This window comes from Massilia sp. CF038, from assembly GCF_900129765.1.
In the GTDB taxonomy this organism is placed as follows: Bacteria; Pseudomonadota; Gammaproteobacteria; order Burkholderiales; family Burkholderiaceae_D; genus Telluria_A.
The window spans coordinates 292,619-312,099 of the sequence record NZ_FQWU01000002.1 but is presented as its reverse complement, the minus strand read 5'-3'; the positions used below and the strand labels follow the sequence as shown (position 1 = coordinate 312,099).

At 60.3% G+C, this 19,481-nt stretch carries 16 protein-coding genes and 1 tRNA gene; 7 read left to right on the top strand and 10 right to left on the bottom strand.

The genetic code is table 11. From position 1 onward, the window contains the following. Positions 1-70: 70 nt before the first annotated feature. Positions 71-910, top strand: a complete 840-nt coding sequence (locus BUC24_RS11490) for a type 1 glutamine amidotransferase domain-containing protein (RefSeq protein ID WP_073215875.1) — start codon at positions 71-73, stop codon at positions 908-910. 31 nt (positions 911-941) lie between these two features. Here the strand turns inward: BUC24_RS11490 and BUC24_RS11485 are convergent, their stop codons facing one another. From BUC24_RS11485 to BUC24_RS11470, 4 genes are all read right to left on the bottom strand, one after another. After that, a complete protein-coding gene (locus BUC24_RS11485) occupies positions 942-2,564 on the bottom strand; it encodes a methyl-accepting chemotaxis protein (RefSeq protein WP_073215871.1) in 1,623 nt (540 codons plus the stop codon). Between the two features lie 148 nt (positions 2,565-2,712). Further along, complete coding sequence (locus BUC24_RS11480; protein WP_073215867.1) at positions 2,713-3,465, bottom strand: GAF domain-containing protein; 753 nt, start codon at positions 3,463-3,465, stop codon at positions 2,713-2,715. Between the two features lie 247 nt (positions 3,466-3,712). Further along, the gene (locus BUC24_RS11475; RefSeq protein WP_178372527.1) at positions 3,713-5,695 is read right to left on the bottom strand and encodes a winged helix-turn-helix domain-containing protein; all 1,983 of its coding nucleotides are present in this window, start codon (positions 5,693-5,695) and stop codon (positions 3,713-3,715) included. 99 nt (positions 5,696-5,794) lie between these two features. Beyond that, positions 5,795-5,871, bottom strand: a tRNA-Arg gene (locus BUC24_RS11470). A 200-nt stretch (positions 5,872-6,071) separates the two neighbouring features. On the opposite strand from BUC24_RS11470, the gene BUC24_RS11465 reads away from it, so the two are divergent. Then, the gene (locus BUC24_RS11465; protein ID WP_073215860.1) at positions 6,072-7,217 is read left to right on the top strand and encodes an alpha-hydroxy acid oxidase; all 1,146 of its coding nucleotides are present in this window, start codon (positions 6,072-6,074) and stop codon (positions 7,215-7,217) included. 501 nt (positions 7,218-7,718) lie between these two features. Here the strand turns inward: BUC24_RS11465 and BUC24_RS11455 are convergent. The 6 genes from BUC24_RS11455 to BUC24_RS11430 all read right to left on the bottom strand — a co-directional run bounded on the left by BUC24_RS11455 (position 7,719) and on the right by BUC24_RS11430 (position 12,397). Continuing rightward, entirely contained in the window at positions 7,719-8,546 is an 828-nt protein-coding gene (locus tag BUC24_RS11455) for a hypothetical protein (RefSeq protein WP_143167493.1), read from the bottom strand. A gap of 211 nt (positions 8,547-8,757) precedes the next feature. After that, on the bottom strand, positions 8,758-9,072 hold the full coding sequence (locus BUC24_RS27550; protein ID WP_073215851.1) for an antibiotic biosynthesis monooxygenase family protein: 315 nt from the start codon (positions 9,070-9,072) through the stop codon (positions 8,758-8,760). Between the two features lie 156 nt (positions 9,073-9,228). Then, positions 9,229-9,669, bottom strand: coding sequence for a hypothetical protein (locus BUC24_RS11445; RefSeq protein ID WP_073215847.1), 441 nt, complete (start codon positions 9,667-9,669; stop codon positions 9,229-9,231). A gap of 129 nt (positions 9,670-9,798) precedes the next feature. After that, positions 9,799-10,305 (bottom strand): O-acetyl-ADP-ribose deacetylase, encoded by a 507-nt coding sequence (locus BUC24_RS11440; RefSeq protein ID WP_073215844.1) that lies wholly within the window; start codon positions 10,303-10,305, stop codon positions 9,799-9,801. A 228-nt stretch (positions 10,306-10,533) separates the two neighbouring features. Beyond that, positions 10,534-11,478 (bottom strand): D-2-hydroxyacid dehydrogenase, encoded by a 945-nt coding sequence (locus BUC24_RS11435; protein WP_073215841.1) that lies wholly within the window; start codon positions 11,476-11,478, stop codon positions 10,534-10,536. 1 nt (position 11,479) lies between these two features. Then, on the bottom strand, positions 11,480-12,397 hold the full coding sequence (locus tag BUC24_RS11430) for a LysR family transcriptional regulator (protein WP_073215838.1): 918 nt from the start codon (positions 12,395-12,397) through the stop codon (positions 11,480-11,482). Positions 12,398-12,530: 133 nt separating this feature from the next. Between BUC24_RS11430 and BUC24_RS11425 the strand changes: the two genes are divergently transcribed. From BUC24_RS11425 to BUC24_RS11405, 5 genes are all read left to right on the top strand, one after another. Beyond that, positions 12,531-12,713: a hypothetical protein gene (locus BUC24_RS11425; RefSeq protein WP_073215835.1), complete on the top strand. Its 183-nt coding sequence runs from the start codon at positions 12,531-12,533 to the stop codon at positions 12,711-12,713. Next, complete coding sequence (locus BUC24_RS11420) at positions 12,710-13,555, top strand: alpha/beta hydrolase (RefSeq protein ID WP_073215832.1); 846 nt, start codon at positions 12,710-12,712, stop codon at positions 13,553-13,555. Before BUC24_RS11425 ends, BUC24_RS11420 begins: the two co-directional genes overlap by 4 nt. A gap of 141 nt (positions 13,556-13,696) precedes the next feature. Further along, positions 13,697-14,896 carry an efflux RND transporter periplasmic adaptor subunit gene (locus tag BUC24_RS11415; protein WP_073215829.1) on the top strand — a complete coding sequence of 400 codons (1,200 nt, stop codon included), beginning with the start codon at positions 13,697-13,699 and terminating at the stop codon, positions 14,894-14,896. A gap of 4 nt (positions 14,897-14,900) precedes the next feature. Further along, on the top strand, positions 14,901-18,077 hold the full coding sequence (locus tag BUC24_RS11410; protein ID WP_073215825.1) for an efflux RND transporter permease subunit: 3,177 nt from the start codon (positions 14,901-14,903) through the stop codon (positions 18,075-18,077). After that, positions 18,077-19,471: an efflux transporter outer membrane subunit gene (locus tag BUC24_RS11405; protein ID WP_073215822.1), complete on the top strand. Its 1,395-nt coding sequence runs from the start codon at positions 18,077-18,079 to the stop codon at positions 19,469-19,471. The genes BUC24_RS11410 and BUC24_RS11405 overlap by 1 nt, the downstream gene beginning before the upstream one ends. Positions 19,472-19,481 lie beyond the last annotated feature (10 nt).

The following is a 19,481-nucleotide window of genomic DNA, read 5'->3' as shown; positions in this document are numbered from 1 at the left end:
GGTAGTTTATCTCCTTTGGCGTGCGGAATATAGTGCTTGCACTTCATTCACACCTGAAAAGGAAAACATCATGCGCAAGCTTCACGCCGTTCTCGCTGCCTCCCTGTTTGCCATTGGCGCTGCTGCCAATGCGGCCAACGTGCTGGTGGTCCTGTCCGATGCGGACCACCTGGATCTGAAAGACGGCAAGGTGTTTGCCACCGGCTTTTATCTGAACGAACTCACCCAGCCACTCAAGCTGTTGCTCGACGCCGGCCATGAGGTGACGTTTGCTACGCCGCTGGGACGGGCGCCTGCGGTCGACAAGAGCTCGATCGATGCCATGTACTTCAATGGTGACGCGGCGCTGCTGGCCCAGTATCAGGCCCTGGCCGACAAGCTGGGCATTACTTCCAGCGCGCGTTCGCCGGTGATCAGTCTGGCGCGCGTGGAGCAGATTGGTTACGACCATTACGATGCGGTCTACATTCCGGGCGGCCACGCGCCCATGCAGGACCTGGTGCGCAGCAAGGCCCTGGGGCGCTTGCTGACCAGTTTCCACGAGCGTGGCAAACCGACTGCCCTGGTGTGCCACGGCCCGGCCGCGCTGCTGGCGGCCTTGCAGGATCCGGTGGCCTCGGTAGGCGCGATGGAGCAGGGCGGCGCGCCGGGAAAAAAGGGCTGGATTTATGCGGGCTATCGCATGACGGTGATCAGTAACCAGGAAGAAGAGCAAGCCAAGGCGGCGCTTAAAGGCGGCGTGATGAGGCTGCTGCCGCAGACTGCGTTGGAAAAGGCGGGCGCCAGCTACAGCAGCAATACCGCGCCGTGGACCGCGCATGTGGTCAGTGACCGAGAACTGATCACTGGCCAGAATCCGGCTTCCGCTTTGCAGGTGGGCCAGGCATTGCTGGCACGGCTGAACAAGTAAGCCGTGCGCACCCCGCCTGGCGCCACGGGCCTTAGCCGTGCGCCAGGCGCAGTCGCACGGGTGTGCGTACTGGCTGCTGCGGTACCGACGGCGCGACGCTCGCGCTGCCTGCCAGTTTGAACAGGCCGACCACATCGGCCAGGGCCTCTGCCTGTTCGCGCAATTGCATGGCTGCAGCCGAGGCTTCTTCGACCAGAGCCGTGTTTTGCTGGGTGGTGCTGTCCATTTCGCTGATGGCGCCGTTGACGTCCTCAATGCCGCTGCTTTGCTCGGCGCTGGCAACGCTGATTTCGCTCATGATTTCCGTCACGCGCTGGACACTGGCAACCACGTCCTGCATGGTGGTGCCGGCCTTCTGAACCAGCGTCGTACCGGTGCCGACCTTGTCGACCGAGTCGTTGATCAGCGTTTTGATTTCTTTGGCGGCAGCTGCGGAACGCTGGGCCAGATTGCGTACCTCGCTGGCCACCACGGCGAAGCCGCGACCCTGTTCGCCGGCACGTGCCGCTTCCACGGCCGCGTTCAAGGCCAGAATGTTGGTCTGGAAGGCGATGCCATCAATGACCGAAATGATGTCAACGATCTTCTTTGACGAATCGTGAATCGAAGCCATCGTCTGGGTCACTTCCAGCATCACCGAACCCCCTTGCTGCGACACGGACGATGCGGATTGCGCCAGGGCGTTGGCCTGCTGGGCATTGCTGGCGTTCTGCTTGACGGTCGAAGTCAATTCCTCCATTGCGCTGGCGATTTTTTCCAGCGACTCTGCCTGATGTTCCGTGCGCGAAGCCAGGTCTTCGTTGCCGCTGGCGATCTCGGTCGATGCGCTGGTAATGGAGTCAGTGCCCTGGCGGACCTTGCCGACAATGGCCGCAAGGCTGTCGCGCATGGTTTTGATGGCAAACAGCAGACTCGCGTTGTCGCCTGCTTGAATCGCCACTTCCACTGCGAGGTCGCCACGCGAAATTTTGTTGGCAATGTCAGCCGCGTAAGCAGGTTCGCCGCCGAGCTGCTTGAGTAGCAGTTGCTTGATCTGCCATGCAATGAGCACGCTGAGAATCAATGCAACGGCACTTAGAGCCATGGTGAGCTGACGCGCGGTGGAAGCGCGCTGTTCCGACAGCAAGGTGGCCTCGTTCATCTGCGCCTGGGTCTTCTTGACCACGACTGCCATATCGGCCACGATCTGGCGCCGCAGCGGGCTGCAGTCATTCACCAGGAATGTGGCGAAGGCTTCCATGTCGCCGCCGTCGCGCAGCTGGCGTGGCCGCTTCAGCGCTTCACCCATGGCCAGCAAGCCGGTGCGGACCTTGGCAAAGTCGGCATCATTCGCGTAGACCGGCGTGAGCTGGTCCAGCGCGGCCAGATAAATGGCTTTCTGCTCATCGACCAGGGCCAGTTCCTTGCGGGCTTGTGCATCATCGGAAAAGATATAAGCATTGCGCGCTGCCAAACCGGTTTGCGCCAGCGCTTCGCGTGCCTGGTACAAGGGCCCCAGGCGGTCGACTGAGATCTTATCGATCTGCTGGACTGCCTCGCCAATGGATGCGATGCCGGTCAAGGTAATGCCTGCCAGGATCAGCATGAGGGCGGTGAGTACACCGAAGGCAAGGGATAGTTGCGTCCCGATTTTGAGTTTTTTTAGAGCATTCACGTCGATTCCTTCAAATTTTGATTGAACGCGTCCCTCCCAAGCCATAACAGGCCAAGGGAAACGCATGCCGCTAGCGGCGCATAAACTGGTTGCTGGTTGCTGGTGGCGTCGCGGGGGTTGGGCGATGCCGGGAGGGATTTATGAAAAGTTATCTGGTGCCGCGCCGCTGTATTTCTTCCGATGCCAGGGCGCTTAATTCGAGCATCGCGCGCACTTCATGCGCGCGCAGCTTGCGTGGTTCGCGATCAAGAATGCAAAGCGTACCGAGAGGGAAACCATCACTGTCGAGCAGCGGACAGCCTGCATAAAAGCGGATGTACGGCGCCCCGGTGACCAGGGGATTATTCTGAAAACGGGTGTCGGCCAGCGCGTCTTCCACGACAAACAGGTCCGCTTCCAATACCGCGTGACTGCAAAATGCCCAGTCGCGCGGGGTATCGGGCACGTCAACACCGACCCGGGATTTGAACCATTGACGGCGCGCGCTCAACAAGCTGATCAATGCCATGGGCGCGTCCGTGACTTGCGTTGCCAGCCAGGTGAGGCGATCGAATTCGGGTTCCGGTGGGGTGTCGAACAAACCAGTGGCCTGCATGGCCCGCAACCGGTCGGCCTCGTTTTCCGCGACCGGATACTTCGGTGATACCGCCGGGAGAAACTCTTCGCAGTGCGGCAAGACTGGCGCCCCGGGAGCTGCCGGCGCGGCTGGCGCCACCTCACCAGCAGGTGTCCCCAACAAATGCTGAACCGCGCTTAGATACACGCGACGGTGTCCGCCTGGCGTTTTCCACGATGGGATCACGCCGCTTTCGATCCACTGCTGCGCGGTACTGACGGCCACGCCCAGCAGGGCAGCGGCAGCGCCAGTGGTCAGAATTTCGTCTTTGTCGGAGGTGGCCATCACAGTCGCTTTACTGTTCAAATTCGTTGCTGATGTTTCGAAGCATATGATACTCACCGAAAGTAACAAAGCAGAATTTGACGAAAATGGCTATTTTGTTGTTGCAAGGTAACAGTGATGGTTTTTATTGCCATAAAATTCGACGAAATATCGCTTTGGATCGTCAATTTCATCAATTTATGATTTTGCGCAGCGTAAAGCATCTGGCGCATGTGACGCGCCAGATGTAACCGTCAGACGTGGGGGATTACGGAGTGGGTTTGGCGATCGCGTTGCCGACTTCGATGGCGATCTCGTCCTGGATGGCAGGGCGCTCGTTCCAGGGCCGCTCATAGGTCTGCTTCCAGATCACTGCGCCGTCGGTGGCGCGGCTCAGGCGCGCTGCAATGCGAACGATGCTTCCAGTCTTGCGCAGACTCCCGTCCAGCACATAGGACACTTGCACCGCGGTGGCAAATTCGCCGATCGACGCCGGCCGGTCGCGATAGCTGAGCGACACCGCCGGCGGCGACACGATCAGCCCTGGCACAGCTGCCAGTTTGCCGATGACTTGTTCGGTCATGGCTGCCGCGCCGGGGTCGCGCACGGCGGCATCGGTCAGATCGATGAAAGGCAGCACGCCGACCGTGCGTGGGGTTTCCGGAGGTGGACGCACCAGCATGCCGGCAATACAGACGCCAATCACGATCAAACAAGCCAGGATGCGCCACCAGCTGCCGTGGATGCCGCGTTTTGGCGCCGGTGCAAACAGTTCGGCGGTGTCGACGGGCGCAGACGGCGCTGGCGTGGGCTTGGCAATCGGTGCGGGCGGGGCAGGTGGCACGGGCGCTGGCGCGGGAGCGACAGCGGGCGGCTGTGGCGCGGCTGCCACGGGCGGCGTTGGAATTGGTGCGCTGCTTGCGACTTGCGCAACGGCTTGCACTGGTGGCGTAACCTGTACTGCTGCCGGTGCCGGTGCAGGTATGGGCGGTGCAGGGACCACCGGTGCAGCAACCACCGGTGCAGGCGGCGAGGGCGGTGCGGCTGCAGTCGATGGCTCGGCCGATTTTTCTACCTGGGGCACAGACGCATCTGGTGTTGCGGGCGGGGGCGGGCTGGCCTTCTGCGCAGTTTGCTTTGGCGGCACAATCTGCGGGAATGGCGTTGTTTCCGGTGCCTGTGCCACGCGCTTTGCAGTGCGTGGGATGGGCGGTGCTTCTGGAGGAGGCGCAGTCGCTTCCTGCGCTGGTGCCGCGTCCACCACTTCAGGCTTGGCCGACGGCGTTCCTTCGCGGCCGGCTCCCAATTGCGGGAACGGAGTCGCATCCGATGCCTGAGTGACGCTCTTTTTGGGCGCCTCCTGTTGTTCCGGAATATCGAACTGGTCTGGCATGGTCAGCATGTCCAGCGCCATTGGCGGGCCTGGCACCGCATCCGGTTCCGCCTCGGGTTCCTCCGTCTGCGTCAGTAGCGTGGGTTCTGCTTGTGGCACCACGCCCAGGTCGATCGCAAAATCGAGATCGACCACGGTCTCCGGTTCGGCCAGCGCTTCGGGCCGGCGCGGCGCCGACGGCTTAAGGATCAGGTCTGGTGCGAGTACGTTCTCCGCTGCAGGCGTGGCGTGGTTTTCAGGCTCGGCCGGGGCGGCCACTGCTGTCGATTCCGATGCAGGTTCCGATGGCGACGATTCTGTCTTGATCTCGGCCGCGTTGGCGACGGGCGCAGCTGGTATTGGTTCGGCAACGCTGGCGGGAGCTGCCGCTTGCACAGGGGCTTGTGCGGTGTCTGGTGGCGTTGCCTGCGGCGCGCGCTTCGACTTCGACGATGATTTTGTTTTCGCAGCCGCTGGGGGCTGTGCAGGTGCCGGGCCAAACGCGGCCACCGAATCGACTTCCGCCGATGCGGAAGTTTGCGAAGACACTTCGATCTTGGCAATGAGCTTGTAGCCAACGCCGGGGAAGGCCACGATATACGAGGGGTCGCGCGGATCATCGCGCAGCTGGCTGCGCATGGCGGCAATGGTCTTGTGCACGATGTCCTCGCCCGCGTTGAGGCCGGGCCAGACTTGCTTGAGCAATTCCTCAATCGGGAAGACCGTGCCTGGGAAGCGGGACATGCACAGCAGCAGTCTGAGCGTGCGCGCGTCGAGCCGATTGAGTTGTTGTCCGTCGCGCGACATCAAGCCGGTGGCCGGGTCGATGACCCAGTCGCCTACGCGCAAAGATGTGGGGAGGGGATAGTTTTCTTGCACGGCACGCACCATCTTCAGCAGGAAGATTGATTATAGCTTGCAATGGGGCAAGAAAAAAGGCCTGAAGATTTCTCATCAGGCCTTTCGTCTTACGAATTTTGGTGCGGCTGGCAGGAATTGAACCCACGACCCCTTGGTTCGTAGCCAAGTACTCTATCCAGCTGAGCTACAGCCGCGAAAGCAAGCATTATAGCAGCTTTGTTTCATTTCCGGAAGTACCAATTGCTTGACATTTCTTCTTGAAACTCACTTGCTTGCACTGCGCTGAGGGCATGCCCCCCGCGAAGAAGCAGCATTGTAGGCGCAGTGCCGGAATTTGTCCAGCGCCAGTTTGCATCACTTACAATACAGACATCGAGTCTGATGCAAGGCAGGCATGACCATTATCACCACCATCGACGATTTGCAGTGCCTGGCCAAGCGGCGCGTGCCGCGCATGTTCTACGACTATGCCGATGCCGGCTCCTGGACCGAGTCCACCTACCGCGCCAACAGCGCCGACTTTGCCAGCATCAAATTCCGCCAGCGCGTGGCCGTCAACCTGGCCAATCGCACGCTGGCTTCGACCATGGTGGGGCAGGCCGTCAGCATGCCGGTGGCGCTGGCGCCAACCGGGTTGACCGGCATGCAGCACGCCGACGGTGAAATTCTGGCTGCCCGCGCCGCCGAGCGCTTTGGCGTGCCGTTCACCTTGTCGACCATGAGCATCTGTTCGATTGAAGATGTGGCTGCGCACACCAGCAAACCGTTCTGGTTCCAGCTGTATGTGATGAAGGACCGCGACTTTATTGAGCGCCTGATTGAACGCGCCAGGGCGGCGGGCTGCTCGGCCCTGGTCCTCACGCTCGATTTGCAGGTGCTGGGGCAGCGCCACAAGGATATACGCAATGGTCTGTCCGCGCCGCCCAAGCCGACCCGGTCGACCATCATCAATTTGATGACAAAACCGCGCTGGTGCCTTGGCATGCTGGGCACGCGCCGCCATGGTTTTGGCAATATCGTCGGCCACGCGAAGAGCGTGTCGGACATGTCGTCCCTGTCAGCCTGGACCACCCAGCAGTTCGATCCATCGCTGTCCTGGGACGATGTGGAGTGGATTAAAAAGCGCTGGGGCGGCACCTTGATCATCAAGGGCATCATGGATCCTGATGATGCGCGCCTGGCTGCCGACAGCGGGGCCGACGCACTGATCGTATCGAATCACGGCGGGCGTCAGCTCGATGGTGCGCAGTCGAGCATTGCGGCGCTGGGGCCGATTGTCGAGGCGGTGGGCAAGCGCATTGAAGTGCATATGGATGGCGGCGTGCGCTCGGGGCAGGATGTGCTGCGCGCGGTGGCAATGGGCGCCAGGGGCGTTTATATCGGGCGCCCGTTTCTGTATGGGTTAGGGGCGATGGGGGAGGCGGGTGTGACCAAATGTCTGGATATCATCCGCAATGAACTCGATCTGACCATGGCGTTTTGCGGCTTGCGCGATATACAGGATGTGGATCGGCGCATTCTGCTTGACCAGGAACGTTAACGGCAATATGCGGATCTAGGCTTTCCAAACCTGCAGATTCAATTGGTCGACGCAATTGTGAGCTCATTCCCAGGTAACCAAACTTTCCTCTCCTCCTTCAATCTGAAGGAATACACTCGAATATGGGCTCACCTCAGGATATTCCAGCCCGGGATCGCACCTGACGACGCATTCCAGTGCCCCAGCAAGATATCTTCCGAAGGCCACAGAGGTTGGCCACCTGGCGTTTCCACGAATCCAAATACTTAGGAAGGCATCCTCGCTTGCCCGAAGCACGACCGTCGTATTCTCAAAAACATAGATCTTGGGATCTTCGTGCGACGCGTTATCGGTCGAGAGCGGTCCGATACTGCTCGATAAAAGCGCAAATACGGTTTCCACATCGCTTGTTGTGTAAGCTTCGACGTCGCACTGCGTAAAGTTCATGTCACCCCGAAAGGAAACAAGGTGGCGCGCGGCTTCAATGCCCTGACCCACCGATCGGGCACGACGCGCGAAAGATCACTGGTCGTGCTGGTCGAGGGGATCGTACTTCCGATTGGTCGACACGAGCACCTCGGTTTCCGTCAACTCGAGCGCTAAACCGGTAAAGAAGCTTTCCGTGACATCTTTCACAAGCCCGACGTCTTTAGCGAACGAGATCATTGAGATTTCCTTCCAGCCGGCGCGTGGTTTTCCCGGCTGGGTGACGCGCACATCGACCACCCGTTTGAAGTTTAAAGTGCGAAATGTTCCTGCGGGAACAGTGGTGGTCGCAAAACCAAGCACCGTGGTCGTGACCAACGTGTCGACTACCGCACCGTCGCAGTTCGCAACGAGTGTGCCGGAGAAAATCTGGCCGACCGATACTTTTCCCGGAAGTATGTAATGGGGACTCGACGGCCGAGGCAGGCACTCGGCCCGCATCGCGTCCGGCGCCATTTGAACCACGGCGACCAATTGGGTCCCGGTACTATCGTTGACGTAGACACCCGCGGTGCGCTCGGTGTCGCCGTTGTCGTTCGACCAGGAAAGCTTGGAAGTCTTTCTGCCGTTCACGACAGGTCCGGCGACCATCGTCGAGACCGTTGTGTAAGGTGGAAGCGGATCACCGGCCGAGGGGACAGGCGTCGTCCTGGTGGTCCAGGTGGCACCCAAATCGATGGGGAAATAGCGGCGCGTGTCGATCGCAGCTGCCTGTTGGGCGACTGTCCACAATAAGACGCCCACCATCAGCGACGCGATAGGTTTCACGGAAGTGGAGCGCGCGGCAGTGCGCGTAAGCGCTGTCGGGTTGCTTGGATATTGCACAGGTGCCTTCGGTTGAAAATAATGCGAAAATTTTAACATCAATGAGAGCCGCGCAGACCATCGACATTGTTTTCTCTAGCCCAAAGTACTTCTCAATCGATCCAGTATCTCGGGCTCCAAGGCCAGCCTTGATGGCGAGCGTAAATTGAATCGCCACGAGTTTGCTAGACACCCGCGAGCCTTTCAAAATACGCTGCCGATTTACGACGCTGAACTGGGCGCGTGACCCCGGCGGTGTCCGCACCCCCGGTCACTCAGGCCTGTCAATTGATATCAGCAGGTCGGCAACGACGTCGCCCCGAAGTGGGGCATCCAAAAGTTCCGCGAATTCACGCATGTGGTTTCGCAGCTCAAGCATGCGTGTAGTAGGCTCGGATTGTGTAGCCCAGGAGAGTTCGGACGGCCATTGGGCATACGCAAAATATTCGCCGTTGGCGCACCGATGCAAACGCGACCCTAGACCACCTCGTTCATCACGAATAAGTTCGGTGAGTTCCCGCCAAGCGCTCTCGAAGTCCCGCTCACGTCCAGAAGCCACTTTCCATTTGAAGTAAATTGCGTGCATAACATCCTGTCGATCTGTGTCTGAGCCCGAGCGGCGCCCGCCTGAATATCAGTCTCGCATCGGCAAGAGGCGGGTCCTTCGTGGCGGTAATCATAGCAAGGCTCCCTCCTGCCTGAACTGTCAACGGCAAGCTGGTTTCCACTTCCAACCGGCATCCTATTTTTCTAGTTCGTTCAGCAACTGTTCCTTTGCCTTTTCCCCAGACGTCGTTTCCCCGAGTTGGTACTTGCCGAACACGACGCCATGCAGCAGCGGTTCCTTTCCTTCTGCATCAAACACGGCCAGGAACAGTTGTTCGCCAGATTGATCGACCTTGACGGCAAGCTTATCTTCGCCTTTGGCATACCCGACGACGGCTCCCTCGAATGCCTCCCCGACCTTGACGTAGCCTGAAGCTGTCAGCCCAGCTTCAATTTGCTGTAAGAGTTGCTCCCGGTCGAGGCCTTTGTACTCTAGATAAATACCATGCTCATCAGTTGTATCTTCGACGGCTGAAAGATGCTCTTTCGGGTATGGCAAGGACGCCCAGCGCGCGGGCACATTGTTAGAACAAGCGACCAACGACAGAATGGTGGCCAAGTAAAGCAGAGTTTTCATTTAAGACCTGGAATTGTTATCGCCGCAAAATATTGAACTGGTTCACAAGTGCACTTACGTCAGTACGGCGGAACTTGAATTCACCGCCCGAATGCCTGACGCGAACAATATCGGTGAACCAAAACAAGCTTAACCGAGCGCGTCCTCATACACCGCCAGATCTTCCTGGGAGAAGCAACAGAACACGACTTCCTCTATTTCAGGCGCTTCTGCGAGCGCTTCGCGCACGGTTTGCACGGCAGTCGCTGCAGCCAAGGCGATTGGATAGCCGAAGATTCCGGTGCTGATACTAGGGAACGCGATTGAGCGCAACGCGTTGCTTTGCGCAAGTGCGATTGAGCGGCGGTAGCAACTGGCGAGGAGTTCAGGTTCCCCCTGATCGCCGCCACGCCAAACTGGGCCAACCGTATGGATGATGTATCGGGCCGGCAGGCGGTATGCCTTGGTGAGTTTAGCCTCGCCAGTCTTGCAGCCACCGAGCAGGCGGCATTCATGCACCAGCTCCGGTCCGGCGGCACGGTGAATGGCACCGTCAACCCCGCCGCCTCCGAGCAAAGAGGAATTGGCTGCATTGACGATGGCGTCCAATGTCAAGGTGGTGATGTTGGCCCGAACGGCATGTATCAATGGTTTCATGGTTCATCACTGTACTACACCTGCCAGGCACCACGCGCAGCGGGGAGAGCGCCGTCCATGGCTGAGCGTGATACGTAAGGAATCATATTAGTGATCAGCCAGATGTCGCTCACATTCCTTCTACATCACTAAGCCATCAACTAATCCCGTGAGCATCCGTCCTTCGTATGCCGAACATGACTGGGCGGTATGGGACAGCCCTAACCAGTTCTTCCTGCGCCGTTCCTGTCATAGCGTATTCTGCGGCGCGCCGCGCTCGAATGCCTCGATGTTATCGACCAGCATATCGGCCAGCGTTTGCATTGCACCCGCACTGGCCCAGGCCACGTGCGGCGTCAGAATAAAGTTGGGAAGCTGTAGCGCCAGCAGCGGATTGTCCGCTGACGGTGGCTCCTTGCTCAGCACATCGAAGCCGGCGCCTCCAAGCACGCCATCCTGCAAGGCCTGGGCCAGCTCCAGCTCGTTGACCAACCCCCCGCGCGCCGTATTGATCAACAGCGCGCCGCGTTTCATCATCGCCAGTTGCGCCGCGCCGATCATGCTGCGCGTCTGCTCCGTCAGTGGCAAGTGCAGGCTCACCACATCGGCGCTGCGCAGCAGTTCGTCCAGGCCGACCTGGCGTACATCCTTGTCTTCGATCTTCGAGCGCGACATGGCGATCACACGCATGCCAAACGCACGCGCAATGGCCGCCACTTTGCGCCCCAGCGCGCCGTAGCCGACGATGCCGATCGTGCTGCCCGCCAGATCGGCAATCGGGTGATCGAACAGGCAAAACTGTGTCGACGCCTGCCATTTGCCTTCTTCCACGTCGGCCATGTAGGCACGCAGATTGCGGCGCAGGGCCAGGATCAGCGCAAACACATGCTCGGGAACGGAAACGAGCGAATAATCGCGGATGTTGGATACCACAATACCGTTGGCGCGGCAGGCCGCGAGGTCAACCTGGTCGGATCCGGTGGCTGCAACGGCTACCATCATCAGGTCGGGCAGCTGCTCGATGTCGTCCGCGCGCAGCGGTACCTTGTTGGTGATGGCGATAGTCGCACCGCGCAAGCGCTCTACCACGTCAGCGCGGGTGCTGGCCTCGTGCTCGGTCCACTGGTGCGCAAAATCGGGCTTGCGCACGTGCGCCGGCAGGCTGGCGCGGTCAAGAAAGACGATCTTGTGCATCTCAGTTCCTTTGCAGTTGCAGCCCCGGATGATCGGCAAACAGTTCTGCCACCCACTCCACGAACACGCGCACCTTGGCCGACAGGTGCCGGTTCTGAGGGTACACCACGTTCACCGGCAGCGGCACACTGGTCCAGTCGGTCAGTACCAGTTCCATCTGGCCGCTGGCCACCAGGGGATGCACCTTGTAGCTCGCCATTTGCACCAGGCCCAGGCCTTGCAGCCCGGCCGTCAGGTAAGCGACCGAATCGTTCACGGCCAGGCAGGCGGGGGCCGGCACGAAGATGGTTTCTTCGCCGCGCACGAAGTCCCAGTCGAAGGTCTTGCCGGTGCGGGAAGAAAAGTAGTTTACGCAGCGGTGCTGCGCCAGGTCGGTGGGGTGCTGGGGCCGGCCATGCTTGTTCAAGTAGGCTGGCGTGGCCGCCGTGACGAACTGCAGCACGCCAATGCGGCGCGCGATCAGGGCGGAGTCAGGCAGTTCGCCGCCGCGCACGGCACAGTCCACGCCTTCTTCAATCAGATCAATCGGGCGGTCACTGCAGCCAAGGTCTAGCCGGATGTCGGGATAGCGCTCAAAAAAATCGGGCAGGGAAGGGATGATGAAGTCGTTGGCAATGCTGGTGCTCACGTCCACCCGCAGCCGCCCCGCCGGCGAGGCACGGTTGTGCGACAGCGACTCTTCGGCCTCGCGCACGTCCGACAGGATGCGCAGGCAGCGCTCATAATAAGCGGCGCCGTCGGCGGTCACGCTGACCTGTCTTGTTGTGCGGTGCAGCAGCTTGACCGTCAGCGCCTGTTCCAGGTTCTGGACCAGGGTCGAGACGGTCGCTTTGGGCAGTTGCATGTTTTCTGCGGCCCGCGTAAAGCCGCCGGCGTCGACCACCTGCACAAACACTTCCATGGCTTGCAGTTTATTCATATTCCCCTTCATTGTTCGATTTTCTGAACAATCAATTCGCGGTTAGCATCTTTATCAGATTGTAGAACAAGTTTAAAGTGGCCGTACTGCATCAAAGGATGTAGCCACCGCAGGAATGGAAAGGGGAGTCAGCATGCGTTATCAAAATGGTCTTATCGGTTTTATGGCAATCGTGCTGGCTGCCGTCACCACCCTGGGCAGTGTTTACAGTGGCCACTTCCCGCAAGCGTCGCAAGCGGAAAGCGCTGGATTTGATGCACTTGCACATAATCTGTTTGCCGATTCCCTGGGCGCGTCGGACGAGGCCAGCAAATGACAGCCATGTCGGCCCCTGTCGCACTCAACATCCGCGAGCTGGAAGTAGCTGGCGCGGAAGGTCCGCTGGGCGCGCGCCTGTATGCAGCAGGCGCGGCCGGCACCAAGCGCGATGGCTTGATCGTGTTCTTCCACAGCGGCGGCTTTGTGGGTGGCGATCTGGACGAGGCTGACGAATTCCTGCGCCACCTGGCCAGTTGCTCGAGCGAGCAGCGGGTACTGGCGGCGCGCTACACCCTGGCCACCGAGCGGCCGTTCCCCGCTGCGGTGGAAGATGCCCATGCTGTATTGAAGTGGGCAAAGAAGAACAAGGCCAAAATCGGCTGGACCGGCAAGCACATGGTGGTGGCCGGAATTGAAGCCGGTGCCAATCTGGCTGCCGTGTCGGCGCTGATGGCACGCGACCGCGGCGGCCCCGAGCTGGTCGGGCAAATCCTGATCATGCCGATGCTGGACCCTGGCCTGAGCACTTGCTCAATGCGCGAAATTAAGAAGGACCTCAATTCCGCCTGCGTCGCCGATACCTGCGCCGCCAGCTACCGCGGCTACCTGCCCAATGCTGCCGACCGCGTGCACCCGTATGCGTCGCCCTTGCAGTCGAGCCGTCTGAAGAATTTACCGCCTGCGCTGATCCTGTCCGCCGAGGACGATCCATTGCGCGACGAGGCGGAACAATATGGTGCCAAGCTCACCACCTGTGGCGTCACGACGACGGTCAAGCGGCTTGCGGCCCAGCCCATCGACGACGCTGCCGCCCGTAACGAATGTGCCTGCAAAGCCGCCGCCTTGCAGGAAATAGGTAAGTTTCTCGCAGCCCTGGACGAACCACCGACTTCGTCCTAGCCAACCGCCTTACAAGTTAATTCCGTGCAGCTGCGCCGAGTGACCCTCAGCGCAGCGTACGGACCCTTTTGCCCATTGCTTTTGCAGTCGGCCGCTGTACCGCCGTTGTTATTAATAATTTTCATCAAGAAAAGGAATAAAATGAAAACCAATAAATTCATCGCCAAGCCGCTGATCGCGGGCCTGGCACTGGCGGGGCTGGCTGCGTTCGCGCTGTCAGGATGCGGACCAGCAAACGGCAAGGCGGCGGCACCTCCTGCGCAGGCAGGGCCACCAATCACCGCTGCGGTCGTCATCGAACGCACCGTCAATGAAACGCAGGAATTCTCGGGCCGCCTGGAAGCGGTGGAACGCGTTGATATCCGCGCCCGTGTGGGCGGCTTCATCACCTCGGTCAATTTCAAGCCGGGCAGTGTGGTCAAAAAGGGCGATCTGCTGTTCGTGATCGATCCACGGCCATTCCAGGCCGAGGCAGCGCGCGCTGACGCTGCGTATGCTTCGGCCCGCGCCAAAGCAGACCTGGCCAAGCTGGAACAGTCGCGTGCAGAACGTCTGCTGGCCGACAAGGCCATCGCCCAGCGCGAATTCGACGAAAAAGCATCGGGCCTGAAAGAGCTCGACGCCAATGTGCGCGCTGCGCAGGCTTCGCTCGATGCGGCGCGCTTGAATCTGGCGTACACCCGCGTGACCTCGCCCATCGATGGCCGCGTGTCGAAAGCGGAAATCACCACTGGCAATCTAGTGGACGGCAGCGTGATTCTGACCTCGGTCGTATCGAACAAGGAAATCTACGCCACTTTCGACGGTGACGAAGACACCTACCTGCGCGTAGCCCGCGAGTCGCAAAAAGGCGCGCCCGTGGGCGTCAAGGTCGGCCTGGCCAACGAAGCCGGCTTCCCGCACCAGGGCAAGCTGGAATTCGTCGACAACCGCCTCGATGCCAAGACCGGCAGCGTGCGTATGCGCGCCACCTTCGACAACAGCGACAACACGCTGGTGCCAGGCCTGTTTGCCCGCGTTCAGCTGGCAGGCAACGAGTCCACCGGCAAAAAAGCCATCCTGATCAGCGACCGCGCCGTCGGCACCGATCAGGACCGTAAGTTCGTCTACGTGGTCTCGGCGGACAGCAAAGCCGAATACCGCGCCGTCAAACTGGGCCCGGCAGTCGATGGTTTGCGCGTGGTACGTGACGGGATCAAGCCCGGCGAGAAGATCATCGTCAACGGTTTGCAGCGGGTTCAGCCTGGCGCACCGGTGACGGCGGAAGTCGTCGCCATGGAAGACGGAAAAAAGCCGAGCGACGTGAAAGTCGCAGCGGCAAAGGCGCAGGCCAAGGAGTAAGAACATGAATTTTTCTAAATTTTTCATCGACCGGCCGATTTTTGCGGCCGTCCTGTCGATCATCATTTTCGTGGCGGGGCTGCTATCGATCTTCAAGCTGCCAATCTCGGAATACCCGGACGTTGTGCCACCATCGGTGGTGGTGCGCGCCCAGTACCCGGGTGCCAATCCCAAGGTCATCGCCGAAACCGTGGCTGCGCCGCTGGAAGAGCAGATCAACGGCACCGAAAACATGCTGTACATGTCGTCCCAGTCGACCTCCGATGGTTCGCTGGCATTGACCGTGACGTTCAAGGTCGGCACCAATGTGGAGCAGGCCGAGTCGCAAGTACAAAACCGGATTCAGCGCGCCTTGCCGCGTCTGCCCGAGGAAGTGCGTCAGATCGGTGTGACCGCCGTGAAAAGCTCGCCCAACCTGACCATGGTCGTGCACCTGGTCTCGCCAAGCGGCCGTTATGACGACGTCTACCTGCGCAACTACGCCGTGCTGAACGTGAAAGACCAGCTGGCCCGCATTCAAGGCATGGGCGAGGTGCAGCTGTTTGGCGCCGGTGACTATGCCATGCGCATCTGGCTGGACCCGCAAAAAGTGGCAGAACGCGGCATGACGGCCGGCGACGTGGTCGCATCGATCCGTGAGCAGAACGTGCAGGTTGCTGCCGGTGTGGTGGGCGCTTCGCCTTCCAAGAACGCTGAATTCCAGCTGACCGTCAACACCCAGGGCCGCCTGACCTCGATCGAGGAATTCGGCGACATCATCGTCCGTACCGGTAACGATGGCGCCATCACGCGTCTGCGCGATGTCGCCCGTCTGGAACTGGGGTCGAACAGCTACTCGCTGCGCTCCCTGCTGAACAACAAGTCGGCAGCCGCAATCGCCGTGTTTGAAGCGCCTGGCGCCAATGCGCTCCAGCTGTCGGCCGATGTACGCGCCAAGATGGCGGAACTGAAAAAGGACTTCCCGGAAGGCGTCGACTACAGCGTTGTATACGACCCGACCCAGTTCGTACGCGAATCGATCAAGGCTGTGATCCACACCCTGCTTGAAGCGGTCGCCCTGGTGGTGCTGGTGGTGATCATCTTCCTGCAAACCTGGCGCGCATCCATCATTCCGCTTCTGGCAGTGCCAGTGTCGATCATCGGTACCTTTGCGGTGATGCTGGGCTTTGGCTTCTCGATCAATACGCTGTCGCTGTTCGGCCTTGTGCTGGCCATTGGTATCGTGGTCGATGACGCCATTGTGGTCGTGGAAAACGTGGAGCGAAACATCGAAGCTGGCCTGAGCCCGCGCGATGCAACCATCCAGGCCATGAAAGAGGTGAGTGGTCCGATCATCGCCATTGCACTGGTTCTGTGCGCCGTGTTCGTGCCGATTGCATTTGTGTCCGGTCTGTCGGGCCAGTTCTACCGCCAGTTCGCGCTGACCATCGCTATCTCGACCGTGATCTCGGCATTCTCGTCGCTGACCCTGTCGCCGGCCCTGGCTGCAACCCTGCTCAAGCCGCACAATGCGCCAAAAGACGCGCTGACCCGTGGCATGGACAAAGTCTTCGGCGGCTTCTTTGCCTGGTTTAACCGCTTCTTCGGCCGTGCATCGACCCGTTACGAAAACGGCGTCAATGGTGTCCTCAAGCGCAAGAGCCTGTCAGTGGCAGTGTATGCGCTGCTGGCAATCGCTGCCGTGTTCATGTTCAAGGCAGTGCCTAGCGGCTTCGTGCCAGCGCAGGACAAGCAGTACCTGGTCGGCTTTGCCCAATTGCCTGATGCAGCTTCGCTGGACCGTACCGAAGCGGTGATTCGCAAGATGTCAGACATTGCTTCGCAAGTGCCAGGCGTGGAATCGTCGATCGCGTTCCCAGGTCTGTCGATTAACGGCTTTACCAATGCGCCGAATGCCGGCATCGTCTTCACCTCGCTCAAGCCATTTGACCAGCGTACCGGCAAGGGCCAGTCCGGTCCCGAGATCGCCGCTGAAATCAACAAGCGCCTGGGCAGCATTCAGGATGCGTTCATCATGGTGTTCCCGCCACCGCCAGTCAATGGCCTTGGCACCATCGGCGGCTTCAAGATGATGGTGGAAGACCGTGGCAACGTGGGCTACGACGAGTTGTACAAGAGCGTGCAGGCGCTGCAGATGAAAGCGTGGCAGACCCCGGAACTGGCAGGCGTGTTCTCCGGCTTCCAGATCAACGTGCCGCAGCTGTTTGCAGACGTTGACCGGGTCAAGGCCAAGCAGCTTGGCGTGCCCCTGGCAACCATCTATCAGACTTTGCAGATCAATCTTGGCTCGCTGTACGTGAACGACTTCAACCAGTTTGGCCGCACCTACCAGGTGCGCGTGCAAGCCGATGCGCCGTTCCGTTCCCAAGCTGACCAGATCGCCCAGCTGAAAGTCCGTAATGACAAGGGCGAGATGATTCCACTGTCGTCGCTGATGCGTGTGAAAGACAGCTATGGTCCGGACCGCGTACAGCGCTACAACGCTTACGTATCGGCAGAAGTCAATGGCGGCCCGGCACCTGGCGTGTCGTCCGGCCAGGCCCAGGCCGCGCTGGAAAAAATCGCTGCCGAAGTGCTGCCGAAGGGCGTGTCGTTCGAGTGGACCGATCTGACCTACCAGGAGATTTTGTCTGGTAACACGATGGTGCTGGTGTTCCCGCTGTGCGTGCTGCTGGTATTCCTGGTGCTCGCTGCCCAGTACGAAAGCTGGACCCTGCCGCTGGCCGTGATTCTGATCGTGCCGATGTCGATTCTGTGTGCGCTGATCGGCGTCAAGCTGACCGGTGGCGACAACAACATCTTCACCCAGATCGCCTTGTTCGTGCTGGTGGGTTTGGCCTCGAAGAACGCCATTCTGATCGTCGAATTTGCCCGCGAACTGGAAGACCATGGCCGTACCGTTGTCGAAGCCGCGCTGGAAGCCTGCCGTCTGCGTCTGCGTCCGATTCTGATGACGTCGATCGCGTTCATCATGGGTGTGGTGCCACTGGTGTTCTCCAGCGGTGCCGGCGCCGAGATGCGTCATGCGATGGGTGTGGCGGTATTTGGCGGCATGCTGGGCGTGACCTTCTTCGGCCTGTTCCTGACGCCGGTGTTCTACGTCCTGCTGCGTACGTTTGCAAAAAGCCTGGAGCGCAAAGCTGCTGCTCCGGCCATGATTAAAATCGAAGGAGCTATTTAATGAACAAGCTCACACGCCGTATCGCACCGCTGCTGGCAGCCTTGCTGCTGGTGGCCTGCTCGACGGTGCCGGAACTGAAGCAACCTGCGATCGACATGCCGTCGGCTTACAAGGAAGCGCCGGACGGCACCACCTGGAAAGTGGCGCAGCCGGCCGAAGCCCAGGCGCGCGGTCAATGGTGGCTGGCTTTTAACGATCCTGTCCTGACCGGGATGATCGACGAAGCGACCCGCGCCAACGCCACCCTGGCGGTGGCGGCGGCTCGCGTCAAGCAGGCCAGGGCGCTGGCCGGCCTGTCGGAAGCGAACCGTGGCCTGCAGGTTGGCGTTGGCGTTGGCGTCCAGCGCACCGGTGCCGAAGCGGTGGCGCCGTCCAATCTGTACCAGGCCAGCCTGACGGCCAGCTATGAAGTGGACCTGTTTGGCCGCCTTGGTGCCGGCATTGGCGCAGCCCGCGCCGATGCGGCAGCATCCGAAGCGACCTACAAGTCGGTGCTGCTGGCATTGCAGGCAGACGTGGCGCAGACTTACTTCCGTCTGCGTGAAACCGATGCCGAACTGGCCACGCTGGAAAAATCGGTCGACCTGCGCACCCAGAGTGTGAAGGTCAACCAGAGTCGCTACGACAATGGCGACATTGGCGAATTCGATCTGGCCCGCGCCAAGACCGAACTGGCTACCGCCAAGGCCGAAGCGATCGGGTTGCAGCGTCAGCGCGTGCAGAACGAGCATGCCCTGGCCGTGTTGCTGGGTAAATCGGCGGCGGCTTATACCGCTGACGTGAACCCGCTGCCAGAGACGGCGGTCATGCCGGTGATTCCTGCCGGTTTGCCATCGGCACTGCTGGAACGCCGTCCTGACATCACCGCTGCCCAGCGCACGATGATGGCGTCGAACGAGCGTATCGGCGCGGCCAAGTCGGCCATGTTCCCAGCCTTGCTGCTCAATGGCGGGCTGGGAACCGAGTCGGCCAGCAGCTCGAACCTGTTCAAGTGGAGCGCGCGTTCGTGGGTGCTGGGTGCCTTGCTGTCAATGCCGATCATTGACGGCGGCCGTAACAAGGCCAACATCGCGCGCAGCGAAGCGGTGCTGGAAGAGTCGGTAGCGGCATATCGCCAGAACGTGCTGGTGGCCTTCGCGGAGGTGGAAGACAACCTGGCGGGTCTGCGCATTCTGGCCGGTCAGGCTGAACAGCTTGACGCAGCCGTGGTATCGGCGCGCCGCTCGGCCGATCTGGCGCAGAAGCTGTACCAGGCGGGTCGTTCGAGCTATCTGGATCTGCTGGATGCCCAGCGCAATCTGGCGGCGGCGGAACGGGCAGCGGTACAGCTGCGTGGCAATCGCGCAGTGACCACCGTGGCCTTGATTCGCTCGCTCGGCGGCGGCTGGGAATAAGTGTAGATAC